Source organism: Bacteroidia bacterium, assembly GCA_041391665.1.
Classification (GTDB): domain Bacteria; phylum Bacteroidota; class Bacteroidia; order J057; family J057; genus JAGQVA01.
On the sequence record JAWKNO010000003.1, the window covers coordinates 193116 to 211030 of the forward strand.

The 17915-nt window shown below is 45.7% G+C and carries 12 protein-coding genes; 8 read left to right on the forward strand and 4 right to left on the reverse strand.

What is annotated here, in order from left to right:
* The first annotated feature begins 143 nt into the window (after positions 1-143).
* Positions 144-2885 carry an AAA family ATPase gene (locus R3D00_23615; GenBank protein MEZ4776182.1) on the forward strand — a complete coding sequence of 914 codons (2742 nt, stop codon included), beginning with the start codon at positions 144-146 and terminating at the stop codon, positions 2883-2885.
* Between the two features lie 169 nt (positions 2886-3054).
* On the opposite strand, the gene R3D00_23620 is transcribed toward R3D00_23615, so the two are convergent.
* The 4 genes from R3D00_23620 to R3D00_23635 all read right to left on the reverse strand — a co-directional run bounded on the left by R3D00_23620 (position 3055) and on the right by R3D00_23635 (position 7898).
* Complete coding sequence (locus R3D00_23620; protein MEZ4776183.1) at positions 3055-4083, reverse strand: FAD:protein FMN transferase; 1029 nt, start codon at positions 4081-4083, stop codon at positions 3055-3057.
* Between the two features lie 10 nt (positions 4084-4093).
* The gene (locus R3D00_23625) at positions 4094-5704 is read right to left on the reverse strand and encodes a Gfo/Idh/MocA family oxidoreductase (GenBank protein ID MEZ4776184.1); all 1611 of its coding nucleotides are present in this window, start codon (positions 5702-5704) and stop codon (positions 4094-4096) included.
* A gap of 31 nt (positions 5705-5735) precedes the next feature.
* The gene (locus tag R3D00_23630; protein ID MEZ4776185.1) at positions 5736-6296 is read right to left on the reverse strand and encodes a DoxX family membrane protein; all 561 of its coding nucleotides are present in this window, start codon (positions 6294-6296) and stop codon (positions 5736-5738) included.
* A 210-nt stretch (positions 6297-6506) separates the two neighbouring features.
* Positions 6507-7898, reverse strand: a complete 1392-nt coding sequence (locus R3D00_23635; GenBank protein MEZ4776186.1) for an IS66 family transposase — start codon at positions 7896-7898, stop codon at positions 6507-6509.
* Between the two features lie 262 nt (positions 7899-8160).
* Here R3D00_23635 and R3D00_23640 point away from each other — a divergent pair, with 262 nt between their 5' ends.
* The 7 genes from R3D00_23640 (at position 8161) to R3D00_23670 (ending at position 17894) form a co-directional block, all read left to right on the forward strand.
* A complete protein-coding gene (locus R3D00_23640) occupies positions 8161-8919 on the forward strand; it encodes a hypothetical protein (GenBank protein ID MEZ4776187.1) in 759 nt (252 codons plus the stop codon).
* 9 nt (positions 8920-8928) lie between these two features.
* Positions 8929-11949, forward strand: a complete 3021-nt coding sequence (locus R3D00_23645) for a triple tyrosine motif-containing protein (GenBank protein MEZ4776188.1) — start codon at positions 8929-8931, stop codon at positions 11947-11949.
* Positions 11950-12011: 62 nt separating this feature from the next.
* Positions 12012-12668: a response regulator transcription factor gene (locus tag R3D00_23650; protein ID MEZ4776189.1), complete on the forward strand. Its 657-nt coding sequence runs from the start codon at positions 12012-12014 to the stop codon at positions 12666-12668.
* Between the two features lie 168 nt (positions 12669-12836).
* Complete coding sequence (locus R3D00_23655) at positions 12837-14237, forward strand: T9SS type A sorting domain-containing protein (protein ID MEZ4776190.1); 1401 nt, start codon at positions 12837-12839, stop codon at positions 14235-14237.
* Positions 14238-14315: 78 nt separating this feature from the next.
* Positions 14316-15257, forward strand: a complete 942-nt coding sequence (locus tag R3D00_23660) for a hypothetical protein (GenBank protein MEZ4776191.1) — start codon at positions 14316-14318, stop codon at positions 15255-15257.
* Positions 15254-16495, forward strand: a complete 1242-nt coding sequence (locus R3D00_23665) for a hypothetical protein (protein MEZ4776192.1) — start codon at positions 15254-15256, stop codon at positions 16493-16495. The genes R3D00_23660 and R3D00_23665 overlap by 4 nt, the downstream gene beginning before the upstream one ends.
* 10 nt (positions 16496-16505) lie before the next feature.
* Entirely contained in the window at positions 16506-17894 is a 1389-nt protein-coding gene (locus tag R3D00_23670; protein MEZ4776193.1) for a hypothetical protein, read from the forward strand.
* The last annotated feature ends 21 nt before the right edge of the window (positions 17895-17915 follow it).

A 17915-nucleotide genomic window follows, 5' to 3' on the forward strand; every position in this document is an offset into this window, starting at 1 on the left:
CGGGCGTTTGTGGCTCGTAAAAAAAGTAGGTGTAAACTGAAAGGAAATCGCTTCTTAATCCCGCACGACACCATACACTTAACGTTGGTGGCAATGCTAACGGACACGACACCTAAAAAATAAAATTAACCCAGAAAAGATAAATGCAAGAATATATACACGGAGCAAAATGGTGGAAATTTGATTTCCACAACCACACACCAGCATCAAACGACTTTGGAAAAGGAGATGTAACTCATATGGCAATCACACCTGAAAATTGGTTGCTTATGTATATGACAGCAGGAATAGACTGCGTTGCAATTACTGACCACAATTCGGGCGAATGGATTGATAAATTAAAAACTGCATTGGCTGCAATGGAAGCCGTTGAACCAAAACCAGCGGGCTATAGAAAATTATATTTGTTTCCTGGTGTTGAAATATCAGCTTCTAGTAATACTCATATCCTTGCATTATTTGACATTTCGGCTGATACAAAAAAGATACAAGCTCTTTTAGGAGCTGTTGGCTTCCCTTCTGATCAATTTGGAACTTCCGATGCAGTTACTGAAAAATCTGTTGAGTTAGTAATAAACGAAATTCACAAAGCGGGTGGGATTGCAATTCCAGCCCACATCGACAAAGCAAGTGGCTTGTTTGTAAATCAATCAGGCAACACTTTAAAGCAGACTTTAGCAGTTGAAGGTCTATTGGCAATAGAATTAATCGACAAAGCTTTTGCAAAACCAGATGTGTACACCCAATCAAAACTTAGATTAGCAGAAGTAATTGGAACAGACAGCCACATTGCGGCACAAGTTGGAACAAATTTCACTTGGGTAAAAATGGGGGAACCTTCATTAGACGCACTTAAACTTGCTTTGCACGACAGAGAAGACGGTATAATCAGGAAAGACGAAATCACAATTGACCCTAATTCAATTTCAAATCGATATTTCATAAAATCCCTTTCCGTAACAAATGGATTTAAAGCAGGAAACGGAACTCCATTAAAAACAGAATTTAGCCCTTGGCTTACTTCTGTTATTGGAGGTAGAGGTTCAGGAAAATCAACCATTATTAATTACCTGAGAATTGCCTTAGCACGTATAGACGAAATGCCAAATGAAGTTCAATCTGAGTTTGACAAGTTTAATCAAGTTGGACGCAAGAACGGCACAGGAATGCTTAGAAACGAAACAATTATCGAAATTGAAATTTTCAAAGATGGAAAGTTGTACTTAATCAAATGGAACAACTCTTCACATACTCTCCAAGAGTTTGACAGTTCAACTGGAAATTGGAGTGCACCAATAACAATTTCAAACATCAAAGAACTGTTTCCAATACAAATTTTTAATCAGAAAGAGCTTTACGCACTAACGGGAAATCCATCAAAGCTAATTGAATTGATTGATTCACAATTCGACAAACCAGCTTGGGAGGAAGCAAAAGAGTCATTAATTAATCAATGGATTTCTAAGCGTGCCCAAAAGCGTAAACTTAATAATGCTATTTCAGAAGAAACAAATATTAGGGCACAATTAGGAACTGTAAACAATACAGTTGCTCTGTTTGAAAGTTCTGATTACAGAGAAACATTAAACAACTTCAATAAACTTACCGCAACTAATAAGTTTTTCTCAAATACAAATTCAGGTGTTTCAGGCTTTATATCACAGATTCAAAATGTAGTACAATCGGCTCCTGTAATAGAAGTACCTGAAACAATTGCTGATAAAGTTGTTGATGACTCATTGAGTTTCATACAAGAAATGAATTCTGCTCTTACCGGAGCAAAGGCAAAACTTGAAGAAGCTCTTCAACTATTAGAACCATATAGAGAAAATCTGCAAGGTCAATTAAACTCTCATTCTTGGTTTCAACAATTTGAATCTGCAAGACAAGCGTATGCTGAAATTGCTGCTAGCATACAAGATTTAGGAACTGAAAATTACGAGACCTTAATTCAGCGTAGGTCAACATTAACAGAGAAGCTTAGTTTGATAGAATCTCAAAAAGCAGAACTTTCAGTTCTAAATTTAGGTCTTGAGGAACTTTACAACTCAATTATTGAAAAAGAGAAGGAATTAAGAGCAAAACGTAATGATGTCATTTCAAGGTGGCGTGCTTTTGAAGATGCAGATAATCCATTTTTAATTATTGAATTGCAACCAATGGCTGACGTTGATAATGCAAATTCTACAATTAGAGAACTACTTCGTAAATCAGGTGGCGAATTTTCAAATGATATTTATGGAACTAATGATGATAATGGGCAATCTTGGGGCTTAATAGCAAGAATAATAAACGAAGACGAAACTACAAGGTGGCAAAAAAGACAATCTGAAATAGAGAAATTCGTTTCTGCAACAGAAGCCGACAAAAAAAATCTTGATTTACGTTTGGCAAGACACCTTGACTCTTTGAAGCAAAATACACCCGAGGACATTGACAGATTACTTGTTTGGGTTCCAGAAGACAAACTGATTTTGAAATTCAAAAAACAAGGCAGAGAGGAAGATATTCAAGCAGGTTCAGCAGGTGAAAGAACGGCAGGTATGTTAGGCTTGCTTTTAGCTTTAAATGATATTCCGCTAATTATTGACCAACCTGAGGACGATTTAGACACTAAACTTATTTCCAATTTTGTTGTAGAGGGGTTCAAAAAGCTAAAGAAAAAAAGACAATTGGTGATTGTTACTCACAATCCAAACATAACAGTAAATGCAAATTCTGACAATGTTGTCCATATGGACTTCGTTGGAGGACAAGTTGTAAAAGCTGGAAACAAAGCTCTTCAGGATAAAGACATTAGAAATGCTGTTTGTGAGGTAATGGAAGGTGGTAGAGAAGCGTTGAACAAACGCTATTTTAGAATTTCAAAAGCACTAAAGAAATGAATGACAAGGCAAAAGAAAGAAGCACAGCCACCAACAACTAAGTTTTCGCGTAGCGCCCAGCATGAAAACGCTGTTCCCCCCACCAAGTTAAGCCCCCATTCTCCCGAATAGCGAGCATCCGGTCGAAATACCCTGGGTTGAGGCACACAAGTTTCTGGTTGGACAAACATCACGGCATCTCCACAACCGCCTCCATCCCATCTGTCATACGGATGTCCCAGCCTTCTCCTTTGGAGGAGGAGATAAAATAGGCTTCCAGGCCCAATTCGGGGTGTTTCTCCAAAAACTCCCACGCCTGGTCAAATCCCATTACCATAAAAGCTGTGGCATATGCGTCGGCAGTTGCGCATTTTTCCGCCAAAACAGAAACGCTCAGCAAGGTATGATTGACCGGATATCCGGTGTGCGGATCTATCGTGTGGGCGTATTTCACCCCGTCCTTTACATAAAATTTCCGGTAATTGCCGGAAGTCGCCAGCGAACGGTTTTCCAGATTTGCAATGGCAGACATGACGCTGATCCCCTCAATCTCCAGCGGCTGCTCAATACCCAGTGTCCACCACTTGCCTTCCGGATTTTTTCCTTTCGCCCTTACTTCTCCCCCAACCTCTATCATATAGTTTCTGATCCCCATTTTTTCAAAAAAGTCGGCCAGCACATCTACGGTATATCCCTGCGCAATAGCGTTAAAATCGAGTTGTATGCCGGGTTGCTTTTTTCTAAGGGTGTAAAATCTGCTCGCTTTATCCGAAGTACTGAGGGCTAATTGTGTGAATCCGACAAACTGCCTGACGGAGTCGAGATTGTTTACCTTTATTTCCGGCACTTTTTCGGGGCCAAATCCCCAGGCTCTGACAAGCGGCATCACCGTGGGATCAAACAGCCCATCTGTCAATCGATATACTTCCCCCGACTGCATCACCATTTCCCGAAAATGAACATCATCCGTTGAAAGCGAATCGTCGCGGTTGAACTGGCTGATGGTGGAATTTGGCTGATACGTGGAAAGAGACTGGTCAATCACAGCAAAAATCGAGTCAATCGACGGTTGAAAATTCCGCCCCGCAGGATCCATGCAGGTAACAGAATAGCTGGTCCCCTGCGCGGGACCGGAGAACTGTAAAACCACTCCTTCCGGTTTATTTTCGCAGGAAACCAGCATCATACATATAGCGGCAACAGCCCAAAAGTTTTTCATTCAGAAAAATTTAGGCTACGCCGATTTCTTCCATCATACTTTGATCGATATTGGTAATACGTCTCGAAGCTGCGTCCCACTCTACTCTTCTTCCGGTACGAACAGAAATCGTAGCCATATGGGCGGAAATTGCTTCTTCAAAACCCTGTTCAATACCACAGCTGGGGTTACCACCATGCCGGATACAGCTCAACCATTCGCGAATATGCAGGTGCGTAGGATCCACACGCTTTCCATCGCGGTAGGTATAGAGCAATCCTTTATTGGCGAAGTATGCAGCAGTCGCTGAGGTTACGCCATCCACACCTTTGGCACGTGGATCATACACATACAAGGGCGTTTCAGGGGCAATGACTTTGTCTTTGAGCATGGCCTCGTACCGTGTCGAACGTGGGTCTGCATATACTGTCAGCGAATTGCTGATATCCATCGTAGCGTCGTGTCCCATGAGTAATGTGCCGCGGGAATACTGATTGCCCAAAGTCGCACTGTAAAGGAAGGTCATGCCTTTCTCTTTTCCAGGCTCCTGGCTGATGCCGGAGGTATATTCCGGGAATTCCATCACAACCTGAAATACGTCAGGCACCTCGCGACCGTCGCGGTGGGTATAGATTCCCCCTGAAGCCGTAACAGAAGCGGGAATACCCATTTTCAGGATGCAGTTCATCCGGTCGTAATCATGGGTAAGCAGGTCGCCCGAAAGTCCGGTTCCATAGGCCCACCATTTGCGCCAGCGGAAGAAATGTTCGGCATTATAGGGAATCGCCGGAGCATTGCCGAGAAACTGTTGCCAGTCAATGGTCTGCGGGCTTGCTTTTTCGTGAATCGTGTATTGCCATGCACCGTTGTCGTCATTTCGGTTGGTAGAGATCTGGATCAGGTTAATATGGCCCAGCACATTTTTGGCGATGATATCCTGTGCGGTAAGGAAACTCTGTGTTTGCCGATGCTGGTGTCCCACCTGAAAGACGATGCCCGAACTTTTGACGGTGTCGTACAGCTCGTAAGTTTCACCGACTTTGTGGGTCATACATTTTTCAACATAGACATGTTTGCCAGCACGTGCGGCGGCCATAGCCATCGGCGCGTGGTGATGGTCAGGCGTAGCAATGATCACCGCGTCGATATCACTGCTGGCAATCATATCTTCAAAACGCGCGTACCGCTTGGGCGTATTACCGTCCACACTTCCCGCATCAATGGCAGATTCGGCACGCACATCAAAGAGGTCGCATACGCCGGTAATGCGGATGTTGAGGTTTTCCTGTTCCATAAAATCTTTAAGACGGTTGTCATTCGGATTTTTGGCGAGGGCCTCCTGCATATTCTTTTTCCATTCGCTGTTGGCAAATCCTGCGGCGCGCATGAGTTGTTCGCCGCGGATGCCGTAGCCCACAATCCCGATCCGGATAGGATCACCGGCCATGTCACCGGAAGGTGGCGGAGGCGCAGCCTGGATATTGAGTTCGTTGAGGATATTATTTTTGAGGGACTTGTCAGAGCTGTTTTTTGCCCAGGCACCAAGGCCGAAAAAACCCAGAACGGGCAGCGCAGCGAGGCCTTTGATCAGATCTCGTCTGCCGATTCCGGAGGAGGAATTTTGTTCTTTATGATTATCCATGATAGGTTATCGTTTGGGGTAAAAGGAAATGTCAGGCTACGGTTTCTTTTTCAGTCATTTTTGCTGCAACCGGTTCAGCACTGGGAACAGATTCGCCACGGCGGAGGGCCAGCAACCTTTCAAGTCCGACATAAATACTGGTTGGGAAAGCATAGAGCACACCGAGGGCAAACATCTCAATCAAGTTTTTATTGACAAACAAGTAACTACCTTCACTGGGCAGGGCATATTTGGCGCCGATGATTGCCGGGTGAGAAAGGTAGTACATAGCGAGGAGGACAATGCCTCCAAGGGCAGCATAGCGGGCAAAAAGCCCGAGGATGAGACTCAGACCGATGATAATGAGTCCCCAGACGTTGACAAAATCTACAATATTGAGCAGCCAGGGCGTGCCAGCCATCGAATGGAAAATGCCGGCAAACCACCCCTGGGAATCCATGAGGTAACCAGAGGCCGACCAGTTGGGGTTCCAGAGTTTGACCACGCCTTCGTAGAGGAAATGCCATCCAATGAGCATGCGCAGGATGACCAGCATACGCAACTGAAGTCGCGAGTATCGCGAGGAGTCGTTGAGTGCAGATGTAGTATCCATAGTTAATCAGAATTGATAAATTGTTACGAACAAGGAAAGTAAAGTACAATTTTCCGGGGAGAGATTCAATGATATAAACCAAAAAGTAAAGAGTTTTTCGGAAGGCATCCGACATAACATGACCATTATATAAAGAGGATCAGAACCAGAAACGAAAACCCTTAAGGAGTCATCTCTTTGGTTGTATTAGAATAAGTTAAGCGTAACTACTTAGGTACTCAAGAGGGGGAAAAAGGAATTTTTCCCCTCAAACAAATCGGTAAGCTCGTTGAGGGCATTGCGGTTGCGTTTTCGGAGGGTGGATAAAAAGGAATAAATCCGACAAAAGCGATCCAGTCCGATTTTGGTTCGGAAGCAACCCGCATTTTTCTGTTTGACCTTCAGCGGTCGAATATCCCTTTCGGCCTGGTTATTGGTAAAAGGCACATCGGTTTGTGAGGCAAATAATAAGACGGCGGATTTAAATTTGTTTAGGCGGTTGTATAAATTCCTGCCCTTGGATTGTCGGGGTTTTCCGCGGAGATTTTTGATCGGCGGGGGTTCTTCCTTATTGGCACTTTTGCAGATGAGATCGTAGCGTCGCCAGAAGGGATCTTCCGGGGTGAGTTGCCAGGTCGGTTCAGTCTGGATTTTTTGATGTAGGGTGAAGAGCAGTCGTTGCATCCGGGCGGCCCAACGGGATCCATTTTCTTTCAACCCCTGAAGTTCCCGTACCAAATGCGCCCCACAAAGCGCATGTCGTATGTGTTCAAAAGAAAAATAGGGAGCCCAACAATCATGCACCAGTGTGCCCGAATATCCCGGTAAAATCGAGGCGTCTCCCAGCGCTTCCCGACCCCGCTTTTCATGCCCATAGACGTAGGTATAATCGGCGGTGCTGCTGGTATGCACCCAGTGTAATTTCCCCGCCGTTCGCACCCCGGTCTCATCGGCATGAACCACCGCCGAGGCCGCAACTTGTGCCTTGATTTCGGCTTCTACCGGCGCCAGCCGCTCGTAGGCCTGACTCAGTGCCTGTTCCTGCGTATGATCGTTGATCGAATATCCATACAAATCCAGAAATAATTCACTCGTCCGCTGCCACGATAAATGAAACTTCGTGTTTAATAAGGCCACCAGCGCCTTGACCCCGGAACCATATTGGACCGGCGACGACACCTCCTTCGGAAACGGTTGGTAGATCACCGAGCGGCATTTCGGGCACCGACATTCATACGACTGATACTCCCGCACATACAACGCTTGAACGGGCAAATCAAACACCTGACGACGGGCTGCCAGTTGGGGTTCCCCCCCCGCCAGACTTTCTCCACACTCACATCGATCCGGTATCAAGGCCACTACCTCATCTGCTTCTGCTACCATCTCCAGCGTGTGACCCTTATGACCTACCTGCCCCCCCGACTTCTTCCCTTTGCCTTTCTTCTTCGGCAGCACAATCTTCTTCCGAAATCCATCACTTGACGAGGGCTTCGAACTATTCCCACTGTTTTGGTCCAACTGCGCACGCAAACGCTTCACGTCCTCACTTAAGGATAACACCTGGGCCATTAATTCCCGTATTAACTCATGACAGCCTTCCAGCGTTTCGGGTAAGTTCATCTGCGCTCTTTTTATCTAATTTATTATTTTTTTTCAGGTCTCTCCTTTTTTTTTATTTCCTTGAGAGGGAACCTAAGTAGTTACAGTTAAGCTAAACTTCTGTACTAAATTTTTGATACGAAGTCTTTTCATTGATCGGAAATTTTCCAAAATTAATAAAAAAAGAAATAAACGAAAGTTTACCTTACCGAGATTGCTTTCAAGGAATAATAGATGTATTTTTAGATATCAAATATATTTAAAATTCAAAAATTATAAAAATATGGAAAACCCACATATTGAAAAAATACTTGATTCAGCCCCCTTGATTAACATGTTGAATTTAGGGAACCCTGCCCTCTCTGATACTAGTCCGGGAGTGAAAGGTCTCATCTTAAAGCTGGAGACGTCAAACGGTGAGTCCATTCTGAAAGTGGGTAGGCTATATCTTAATGACGATGCTACCTATGAAATTCAGTTTTCTCCTAAGGGACAAGTAACCCAATGGTTTGAGAATATTGTATTAGATATACCCATACCAGCCCGCGATCTTCACTTTTATGATAATACTGTAGAGTTTGGACTCACATTTTTTCCGACCCGCCAAATCAATGACCTTCTTAATTATGGAGAGAGATCTACTACTACGGGAATCAAAATTACCCGAGGATTAACCTCTTTTCCTAATAAGCGACATACCAGCAACAAAAAGTCTATTTATATAATGAGAACCTATCGAACATTAGTTGCAAGGCCTGAGCCAGATCCTGTACGATCTGTTAGTGATTTAGAAGTAAATACCGGGCCTGTATCAGAAGACCAGGCGCTTTCGTTAGTTATAGCCCCCCCCTGCCCTCCGATTTGGAGAGAGCAAGAATTGCTTCGTGTTGCTGTAGAGACTTCCGAACGCCAAGGAATGCCCATAACCTATGGACCAATTTATAAGATGAGCCCCTCATTAAAACTTAGGCTCGCCTTCGGCGATTTCTTTAAAAGTACCTGGAATAGTTTATTTGGGAAAAAAGCTGTAAACCGCAAATAGAATGATTATGTGTTGAGAATCGGAATCATAACAATTCTTTTTGCAGGAATCCTGATATCGGGACAATCTCAGATTGTCCCGCTGCCTTCACATAGCCTTACCCCTGAAGAGGGTCTCTCTCAAAGTACCAATTCCTACATTTATCAGGATTCTTATGGATTTGTATGGATTAGCTCTCTCGAAGGCTTAAACAGATTTGATGGCAGACATATCCAGATTTTTAAACCTGATACATCTGAGAAAAGCATTCTGGGACGCAATATTCAAAGCGATTTTTTTGAAGATAGCAAAGGAAATATCTGGTTTACTACCGAAGCGGGAATCAACTGTTACAGGCGAAGTCGTGGCAATTTTGACCAGTACGGGATTTTTTATCATGGCATATCGCTCAAAAATAAAATCCACTACGCTTTTTATCTCGAACGAGACCGATTTCTTTGGGTCATTTGCCAGAACAATCTGTTTGTATTTGATACCCATCAAAAAGACACGCTTCTTACCAGCCAATATCTTCATCCCTTGCCTGGTGTACGTTGCCATGTCTCAGTGGATGCGGAGGGGTATGTAAGCCAGGTGTTGGCATGTTATTGGGATAATCCTCCCGGAGGTTGTGAAATCATCAATTATGACCGGGAGAGAAACGTTGTTCAAAAACAATCATACCCGATTCTCAACAATACCTTCGTTTACTTTGATGGTAAAATAGAAGACGAAAACCGTATTTGGATATCTACCAGCCAGGGAATACTAAAAATAGATAACACCGGCCAAAACCAATCCGGCAACAATTTTTTCGCATATAAAACAGGTCAGACACACAGAAAAATCACGCCTTTTACCGATGGGAAATTTCTCGTGAAAGTTGGGCGAAATGATATAGCCGTATTTGACCCCGCCCAGAATAGCTTTTCATTATTAATAAGTAGTATAAGCAAACTGGGAGAAGCTATCCATCTGAGCAAAACAAATACCCTTTGGAATTCAGTAGAAGGTGTCGGCGTCGAATATAGACAGTTGACACCCGTCACTTTTTCTCAACCCATCGCACCGAATCAAACAGGAGCCATTTGGGCAATTTATTCATTCAAAGATAGTTCCGTCGCGGTGCTGGCCAATTCCAGGAACACCTATATCCAAAGTGCTGACGGAAATATCTCCCAAACTACCTTGAACCGGTTTTCAAAAATTCTGGAAGACAAATCAGGCGTAATGTGGGAAATCTCAGAAGCCGGATTGGGTATCAGAGATATGAAGACAGGATTATATGTATCTTTTATCCAAACGGGTTTCAACTTTATTTTTTACGATTTGGCGGAATACGAATCTGAATTACTTATCGCAACAAACAGAGGATTATTTACTTTCAACAAAAAAACACTAGCATTTGACAGTCTTCATTTTGTAACAGAAGATCCATACATCCTGAATGTACTATCCGACCGGCAGGGCCGAATTTGGATGGGTACAGGCGAAAGACTGGATGTTTGGGAAAGGATAGGAAAAGACTCTTTAGCGGTTATTCGTTCGTACCCGGGAAATGGGTTGGTTAACCACATCGTTGAGGATACTTTTTCGCATACGATTTGGGTTGCGACCTCTTCCGGGTTGGGCAAAATAAACAACCATACACTGGACATGGATTTGATTGGGGTCAAAAATGGATTACCCGAAATTTACCTATATGCGATAGTTCCCGACGGAGAAGAAAGGATATGGTTAAGTACCAACCAGGGTATCTATTGTTATTATCCCAAGCGCAATTTTTCCCGACAGTTTACTACCCGAAATGGACTGAGCTCCCGCGAATACAGTGCAGGAGCGGGAATTAAGGATCGGAATGGTTTTATATGGTTTGGGGGAAATCAAGGGGTTGACCGTTTTCACCCGGATTCTGTAAAAGATGCGGGCCATGCGCCACTGCTGTCTATTGTGGGATTGCACATAAATGGAGAATTATGGAAAGATGACCATCAATCCATAGAAACCCTCAATGACCTGGAACTTAAATACTATCAGAAAAGCATACAGTTTGACCTGGCTGCGATGGAGTATCTGGACCCGGGCCACAATCAATACAAGGTGCAAATGATCGGACTTGACACAACCTGGCGGGATCTGGGAACACAAAACTTTGTTACCTACTCCAACCTTAATCCGGGATCCTATGATTTCAAGTTCACCGCAAGTAATGCAGAAGGAATTTGGCAGGAACATCCCAAGGCCTTCCATTTTACGATTCATCCCCATTTTACCCAAACGGTCTGGTTCCGCCTGTTGATGTTTACCTTAGCACTCGCAATAGTTGGTTTTGCCACCGCCTTTTACTACCGCTACAGACTCAATCAACAGCAATTGGTGGCAGAAAAACAACAACGTGAGGCTGAAAAAAGAGAGAGTCTCCTGCAAAATGAACTTAAACTCCGGGAACAACGCGACAGAATCGCTTCTGATATTCATGATGAACTCGGTACAGGTCTTTCCCGGCTGCGAATATTAGGTGTTTCAGCCCGAAGAAACGCAGAGCCTGAAAAATTGATACAGGCACTTAAAAATGTCTCTGAACTGGCAGAAGAACTCGACACGAACCGAAGGGCGCTCTCCTGGGCCACTGATCCTGAAATGGACCAATTGAGCAGCCTTTTGGCAAGAATTCGAAGAGAATCAGCAGAAATGTTTGAAGCATTACAGTTGATTTACCGGATTGATATCGATGAAATAAAAACGGATGTCCCGCTCAATGGTAAATTTCGCCTAAATATGTTGCGCATTGTAAAGGAGTTGCTTACGAATGTTGCCCGCCATGCAAAAGCAACAAGTATTGATTTACAAATATTACTAACTGATTTAGGTCTAAAAATCATACTTTCTGATGATGGGGAAGGTATTTCGGCATCAGCGAATCTTACCGGAAAAGGGATCAGAAGTATCAGAAAAAGGGTTTCAGACATAAATGGTACCGTCGAATGGCTGGCCAATACCCCTCAGGGTACAAAAGTCATCATTGAGGCCCCATACCCCAAAGCCACATAAACGAAAGTGGTATTGCGGCTCTTTATAACGAAAAGTACATTTGTCATATAACAACCCAGGCTATGAAAAAAATAACAGTAATGATCGTAGAGGATGATCCGGAATTTCAGCAATGGCTGGAATCAGAGATAGATTCCTTTCAGGGATTTACCTACCTGGGATGTTGTGATTCAGCAGAAGATGCGCTCACCCAAATTCCCATAAAAAATCCGGACATAGTCCTCATGGACATAAAGTTGCCAGGAAAAATGGATGGGATTGAGTGTTTGTTGCGTCTTAAGCTTGTCAAACCTCAAATGCGTTTTATGATCATTACTTCTTACGGCGATGACGAACGTGTTTTTGAGGCACTGAAAGCAGGCGCAGAAGGTTATATTTTAAAAGGAGACATCCCCGGTGCCTTGCAAAGGCAACTGGAAGATTTTTGTGCAGGAGGGGCGCCCATGAGTCCTGAGATCGCGAAGAAAGTAATATCAAGTTTTCATCAGCCACCCAGGCAGGTAATCGCACTGGAAGAACTCACGGAAAGAGAAAGGCTGATTTTAAACCTGCTGTCCCAGGGCCTTCTATACAAAGAAATCGCCGCAAAACTCCCCAATGAAAATGACGCATCAAAAACAATCTCGGAAGGCACAGTGAAAGTGCATGTACATCACATTTATCAAAAACTCCAGGTCAACAACCGCGCCGAAGCCATGATCCTCTATTTGGGGAAATAGGCAGAATCCATTCCCCGGTACAGAATTTTGTTAAATAGTTTCAAAACAACCTATGCGTCAAATTATCGCGCATAGGACGTGCGCGCCTGTTTCGCACGGGGAAAGGTATGTGCAAATAGGAAGAATAACCGACAAGCTTTTAAATACAACATCTATACATCAACACAAATGAAACTAAACTTCAACTCAATACGATACGTAGCCGCAGGGTTACTTTTGATTTGCCTCTCCACAGCAAACCTCCGGGCCCAGTGGCAAGCTTTCACACCTGTGCTTTCCGACACAATAGGCATTTCCGACCTGCGCATTGCGCAAGACAATGACTCCGTAGCCTGGGCAGTCGCCATGAAATACGATGTCGATTCTACGCAATATGGCTGGGTCCCTATAGACAGCCTGTTTTTTGTAAAAACTGCCGACGCAGGTGCGACCTGGTCGGGCGGGAAAATTCCATTGGGGATAGAGCCCTATGCCAGTAATATTTGCCCTATAAGTGCCGATGAAGCCTGGGTCACCGGGATCGATGCTGATTATTTCAGCTATATCATGCACACCACCGATGGGGGCCTGTCCTGGCAGCGGCAGTTTGAAACAGGATTTGCGGAAGGCAGCTCTTATATCAATCTGGTGCATTTCTGGGACGCACAACACGGCGTCGCGATGGGCGACCCTGCCGTATCTGCCAATGACACTATCCCTTTCTTCGAGATCTACACCACCAGCGACGGGGGACAAAACTGGACCCGCACGGGCAGCAACAACATTCCCGCCGTACTGCCGGATGAGTATGGATTTAGCGGCAACTATTTTGTCAGTGGTGAAACCATTTGGTTTTCTACGTTCAATTTTAATTCCTTTACCTGGGTCCGGGCTTTTCGGTCCACCGACAGAGGATTGAGTTGGACGGCAAGTGATGCGCTGGCGGGAGACCTTTCCTTTGCAGATTCATTGCACGGCGTGGGTTCTGAGTATGGCGAACCTTCTTACCTCCTTCGCTACACTGCCGACGGCGGGACAACGTGGACAGATCTCCCGGAAATGGAACCCGGATTGATCAGCTCTCTCGTGCTCATCCCCGAATCATACTACATCCTGGCCGTGGTACGTACCAACAATATCACCGGCCCATTCCGCACGATAATCAGCACGGACCTTGGCACATCATGGACAGAAATCGGCACGAGCGAACTGGCCGGCAACGCAAAATTCAGGAGTCCCCGCCTCGGCTATGCAGGAGAATGGCAGCCCAGCGACCACGCTACCCGGATGTACAAATATGCAGGGAGCCCGCTGACCGGTCTATTTTCAGGAAAGACTTTGCAGGCCCAGGTGATTGTAGCACCCAATCCCACCGCTGATATACTGAGTGTATTCATCGACGCCGACCAGCCCGCCGACTATACCTTACTCCTCAACGACGCAGCAGGTCGCCTCATCACCCGGCTACATCTCGACAAAGCCGCCCAGGGTAGCACACAATTGGACCTGCGCACGCTGCCTGCGGGAATCTATACGCTCACAGTGAGTAGTGAGAAGGGCTATGCGACAAAGCGGGTGGTGAAGCAGTAGCAAAACCTTGGGTACACAGCGAAAAGTGGGAAAGAAGTGGCAAATGCTGAATTAACATAAACTATAACAAATCTATCTATGAATCGCAATCAATCCAATTACACCATGTCCCAACTCGAACGGGAATTTGAGCTTGAGATGGAAAATCACAACCACACCCCTTCCGATGAGGAGATGGAAGCCGAACTCGAAAGTATGCTCGACGGAGATGAATCTGAGTACGAATACGAAGAGGATTCTCCCGAAAGTGAATACGAATACGAAGAAGACCCCGAGGACAACGAATATGAGTACGAAGAAGATTATTCCTCCGGAAGTTATGCCGAACGTCTCTACGAATTGTCCCAGCGTGAGTTTGAATCGGAGTATGAATTTGAAAGCGAACTCGACCAGATTGTGGACGACATGCACCGGGAATTTTTCTTCGGGAAACTGTTCAAAAAACTGAAAAACAGCAAATTTGCCAAAGGTCTTATTAAAAAAGGCCTCAAATTCGCCCGACCTTTTGCGAGCTTTATTCCTGGCGGAAGCCTCGTTATGGACGGATTAAATGCTGCAACTGATTTGCTTGGCGAAAATGTCAAATCCCGAGCTAAATCTCTGAGTAAAAGAGCCATCAAAGCAGTACGGAAAGAAGCCAAAGCATTAACCAAAGACGTGGCCGCAATGGGGGTGGCACCTGAAAATACGGAAGAAGCCAACCAACAGGTTGCTCAAAATGTAACCGATACCATCCAGACAGCCATGGAGTTTGCCGCTGACAATATTCACTACGAAATTGATGACCCCATCGAAGCAGATCGCCTGGCAAGCCGTGCGTTTGAGACCGCACTACAGCAGGCCTCTCCGACGCCCCCGGTAGTATCACCAGGACGCCCACAGACTCCTCCTCCTCCCCGGGTAAGAGATCACCGCTCGCAAAGCGGAAAAGGGGTAAGAGTCATTAATCTGCGTGAAAAACCTGGTGAGGAAATTGAAAAAATTGTTATTGTCATCCGAGACAATCCTCGTCGCCGATGAACGCGCCCCTGCATCGTTACGCCGCTACACTGCGTCGGATCGAAGCCCTTACCTCGCTGCAGAAAATGGTGGCGCTTCCCCCTGAGTCGGATATATCTCCCCGGCAATGGAATGCGCTCAACCACGCCCTGCATGTTTCGGCAGAAAAACTGGAACAACCCCTAACAGAACACATAAAGGTACTGCTCCGATCCAACCCCGCAGATATGGATATACAGCGTAAGTTGTACGCAGCACTCGGGGAAACCGAACTCCGGCTGACCAAAGCTTACAAGTTTTTTGATATGTATGCTGACATCCTCTCGCAGCGGCTAATCCCCGGATTAGGATCGTTACTGGCGGGGTGTGATGCACTCGCACAGGATGCGCTTTACCGTAATCATCCGGCACTCCATCTGGTTGAACCGCCACTGGTGCATGTGGATCCTCATTTTGGAGCTTCCATCGCACGGCAGGATGTACGACTCCCCGATGGCACCGCCAATCCTATGGCCATGATTCAGATTCCGTATTCCCGCATTTTGGAAAAATGGAATCTCACCTCCATCCTGCACGAAGCCGGACACGAAGTGATGGTGAGGCTGGGAATGGTCGGTCTCTGGCCACAGATTGTAGGCGAAGTGCTGAAAAGAGAAGGGGGTTCTTCGCGTATTCAACATTTGTTTGGAATGTGGATGTCGGAAATTGGCCCCGACTTCTGGACGTTTGGCTGTTCGGGCATTGCTGCGGCAGGCGGAATACGTGAACTGTTGATTTTGCCTCCAGCGATGATGACACGGGTATCCGATGCAGACCCCCATCCTCCGCCGTGGTTGCGCGTATTGCTCAACTTTGAATGGTGCCGGCAGGTCTGGGGAAAAGGTATTTGGGATATTTGGGAGGAAGAATGGCTAAACCTTTTTCCGTTGGAGAATCTACCGGAAAAACAGGTGCATCTACTCGAAACCTGCCGAAAATACCTGCCCGTAGTAAGCAGGGCAATGTTCACTACCCGATTAAAAGTGTTGTCGGGAAAACCGATGACCGTTCTTTTTGACCTCGAAAACCTCCACCCGGCAAAACTACAACCGATTGCCGCGAGTGCAAAATCCGGCAAACTGACTCTACGCGGATTGCGCCCTTCGGCTCAGCTTGCGGTATTCCGTCTGGTGAAGGAATCCCAATACCTCTCTCCCGAAAACCTGGACAAGGTGATGGGAGAATGGCTCAAAAAACTAAAACATTTTGTAAACGATTAATAAAGCATTTATGGCTAAGCAACAAGAAACCAATCTGCCCGAAAAATCGGAAGCGATTCCTACCGAGCAGGTAATTAATGGTGATGCAGAAAAATTCCTCAATTCGCTGATCACCTTACTAAATCAGACCCAGATCAAAAATGCGGGGGTGTCGCCCGTTTCAAATGACGTAATCATCAACAAAATCAACGAGGCCCTTATCAAAACCGAATCGGTTGCCGTGGCATTTCCGCCTTGCGCTGATGTAATGTTGGGCCTCACTGACAGTATTCCCGATTACGAAACCAATATCAACAACCTTACGGTCAACCATTTTTTTGCGGAGTATTTTTCTTATGTAGTTGCGGGTAGATTGCCGCATCAGGAGATTCCGTCCGGGCAGCAAGACCGGAGTCGGTTGGAAAAACTTCTACAATTAAACCCCTGCCTAACCAACGACTGGCCCCCTCAGCATTGCCTTCCTTCCCCCTGTATCAAGTTGGAAGGCAACCGACGTATAGTTGCTGAAAATCAAAAACTCAAACGCTTGTTTATCGGCGATCTGGCATGGCTGTATTATATCGAACGAATGGGCACCTTCCAGATGCTGGGACGAATTCTGGAAGAATACGCTTATCAGGGAGGGATTCCGATGTCAAACGGTTCCGTGCATCCAGATGTAAAAGACGATATGATTGCGATTGTGTTGGAAGCCATGACCCGGCAGACCGAAAGCGGAAACTCTTCGAAAGTGAGAGATCGTGACGCGGCTTATCGGCGGTCATTTGGCTGGACGACCGAAGCTGGGCGCAGTTTGAGCCTGAATTCATCGGTAAATACCGCCTTTGGTCAGCAATTCCATAAGTTTATCTACCTGGCCCTTCAGTTTTTCAAAGATAAACGATTGGGAACCGCCATTCGCGCTACCAACAACAATACCGGCATCACCTCCACGGCGACCCTCGTTACCATTCGCGACACGATCAGTCTGTTGAGAAAATCATTTGACAACTTCAACTACGGACGTAACTACCACACGACCCTGAGCGGCATCGTATGGGCCATTGCCGGGTTAAAACTCGTGGAAGAACTGCGCCAAACCCTGGGCATTCCCCCCGAATACAACAGCCCGGCGGAGTATATTCCTGTGGCATACCAGAAACTGGTAGTCAAAGGCACCGGTACTGTCCACAACGAAAGCAACCGCTTTGAAACCCATATTGAATGTGCCAGAAACATTCGCTCCATCCTGCTGGATTTGGAAGTTCTCAACTTTTCCGACGCCAGCGTCAGCGGAGAACTTGAACAGTGGCTCAACGCCGCCGAAAGCAGCATCGAAGGCTACCGCACCGCCTATCGCACCCTGACCGGCGTGGATTTGGAGACGAGCCAGACACCAGTGATAGAGCAGGGGGTGTGATAAATTTTTTCACCATTAAAA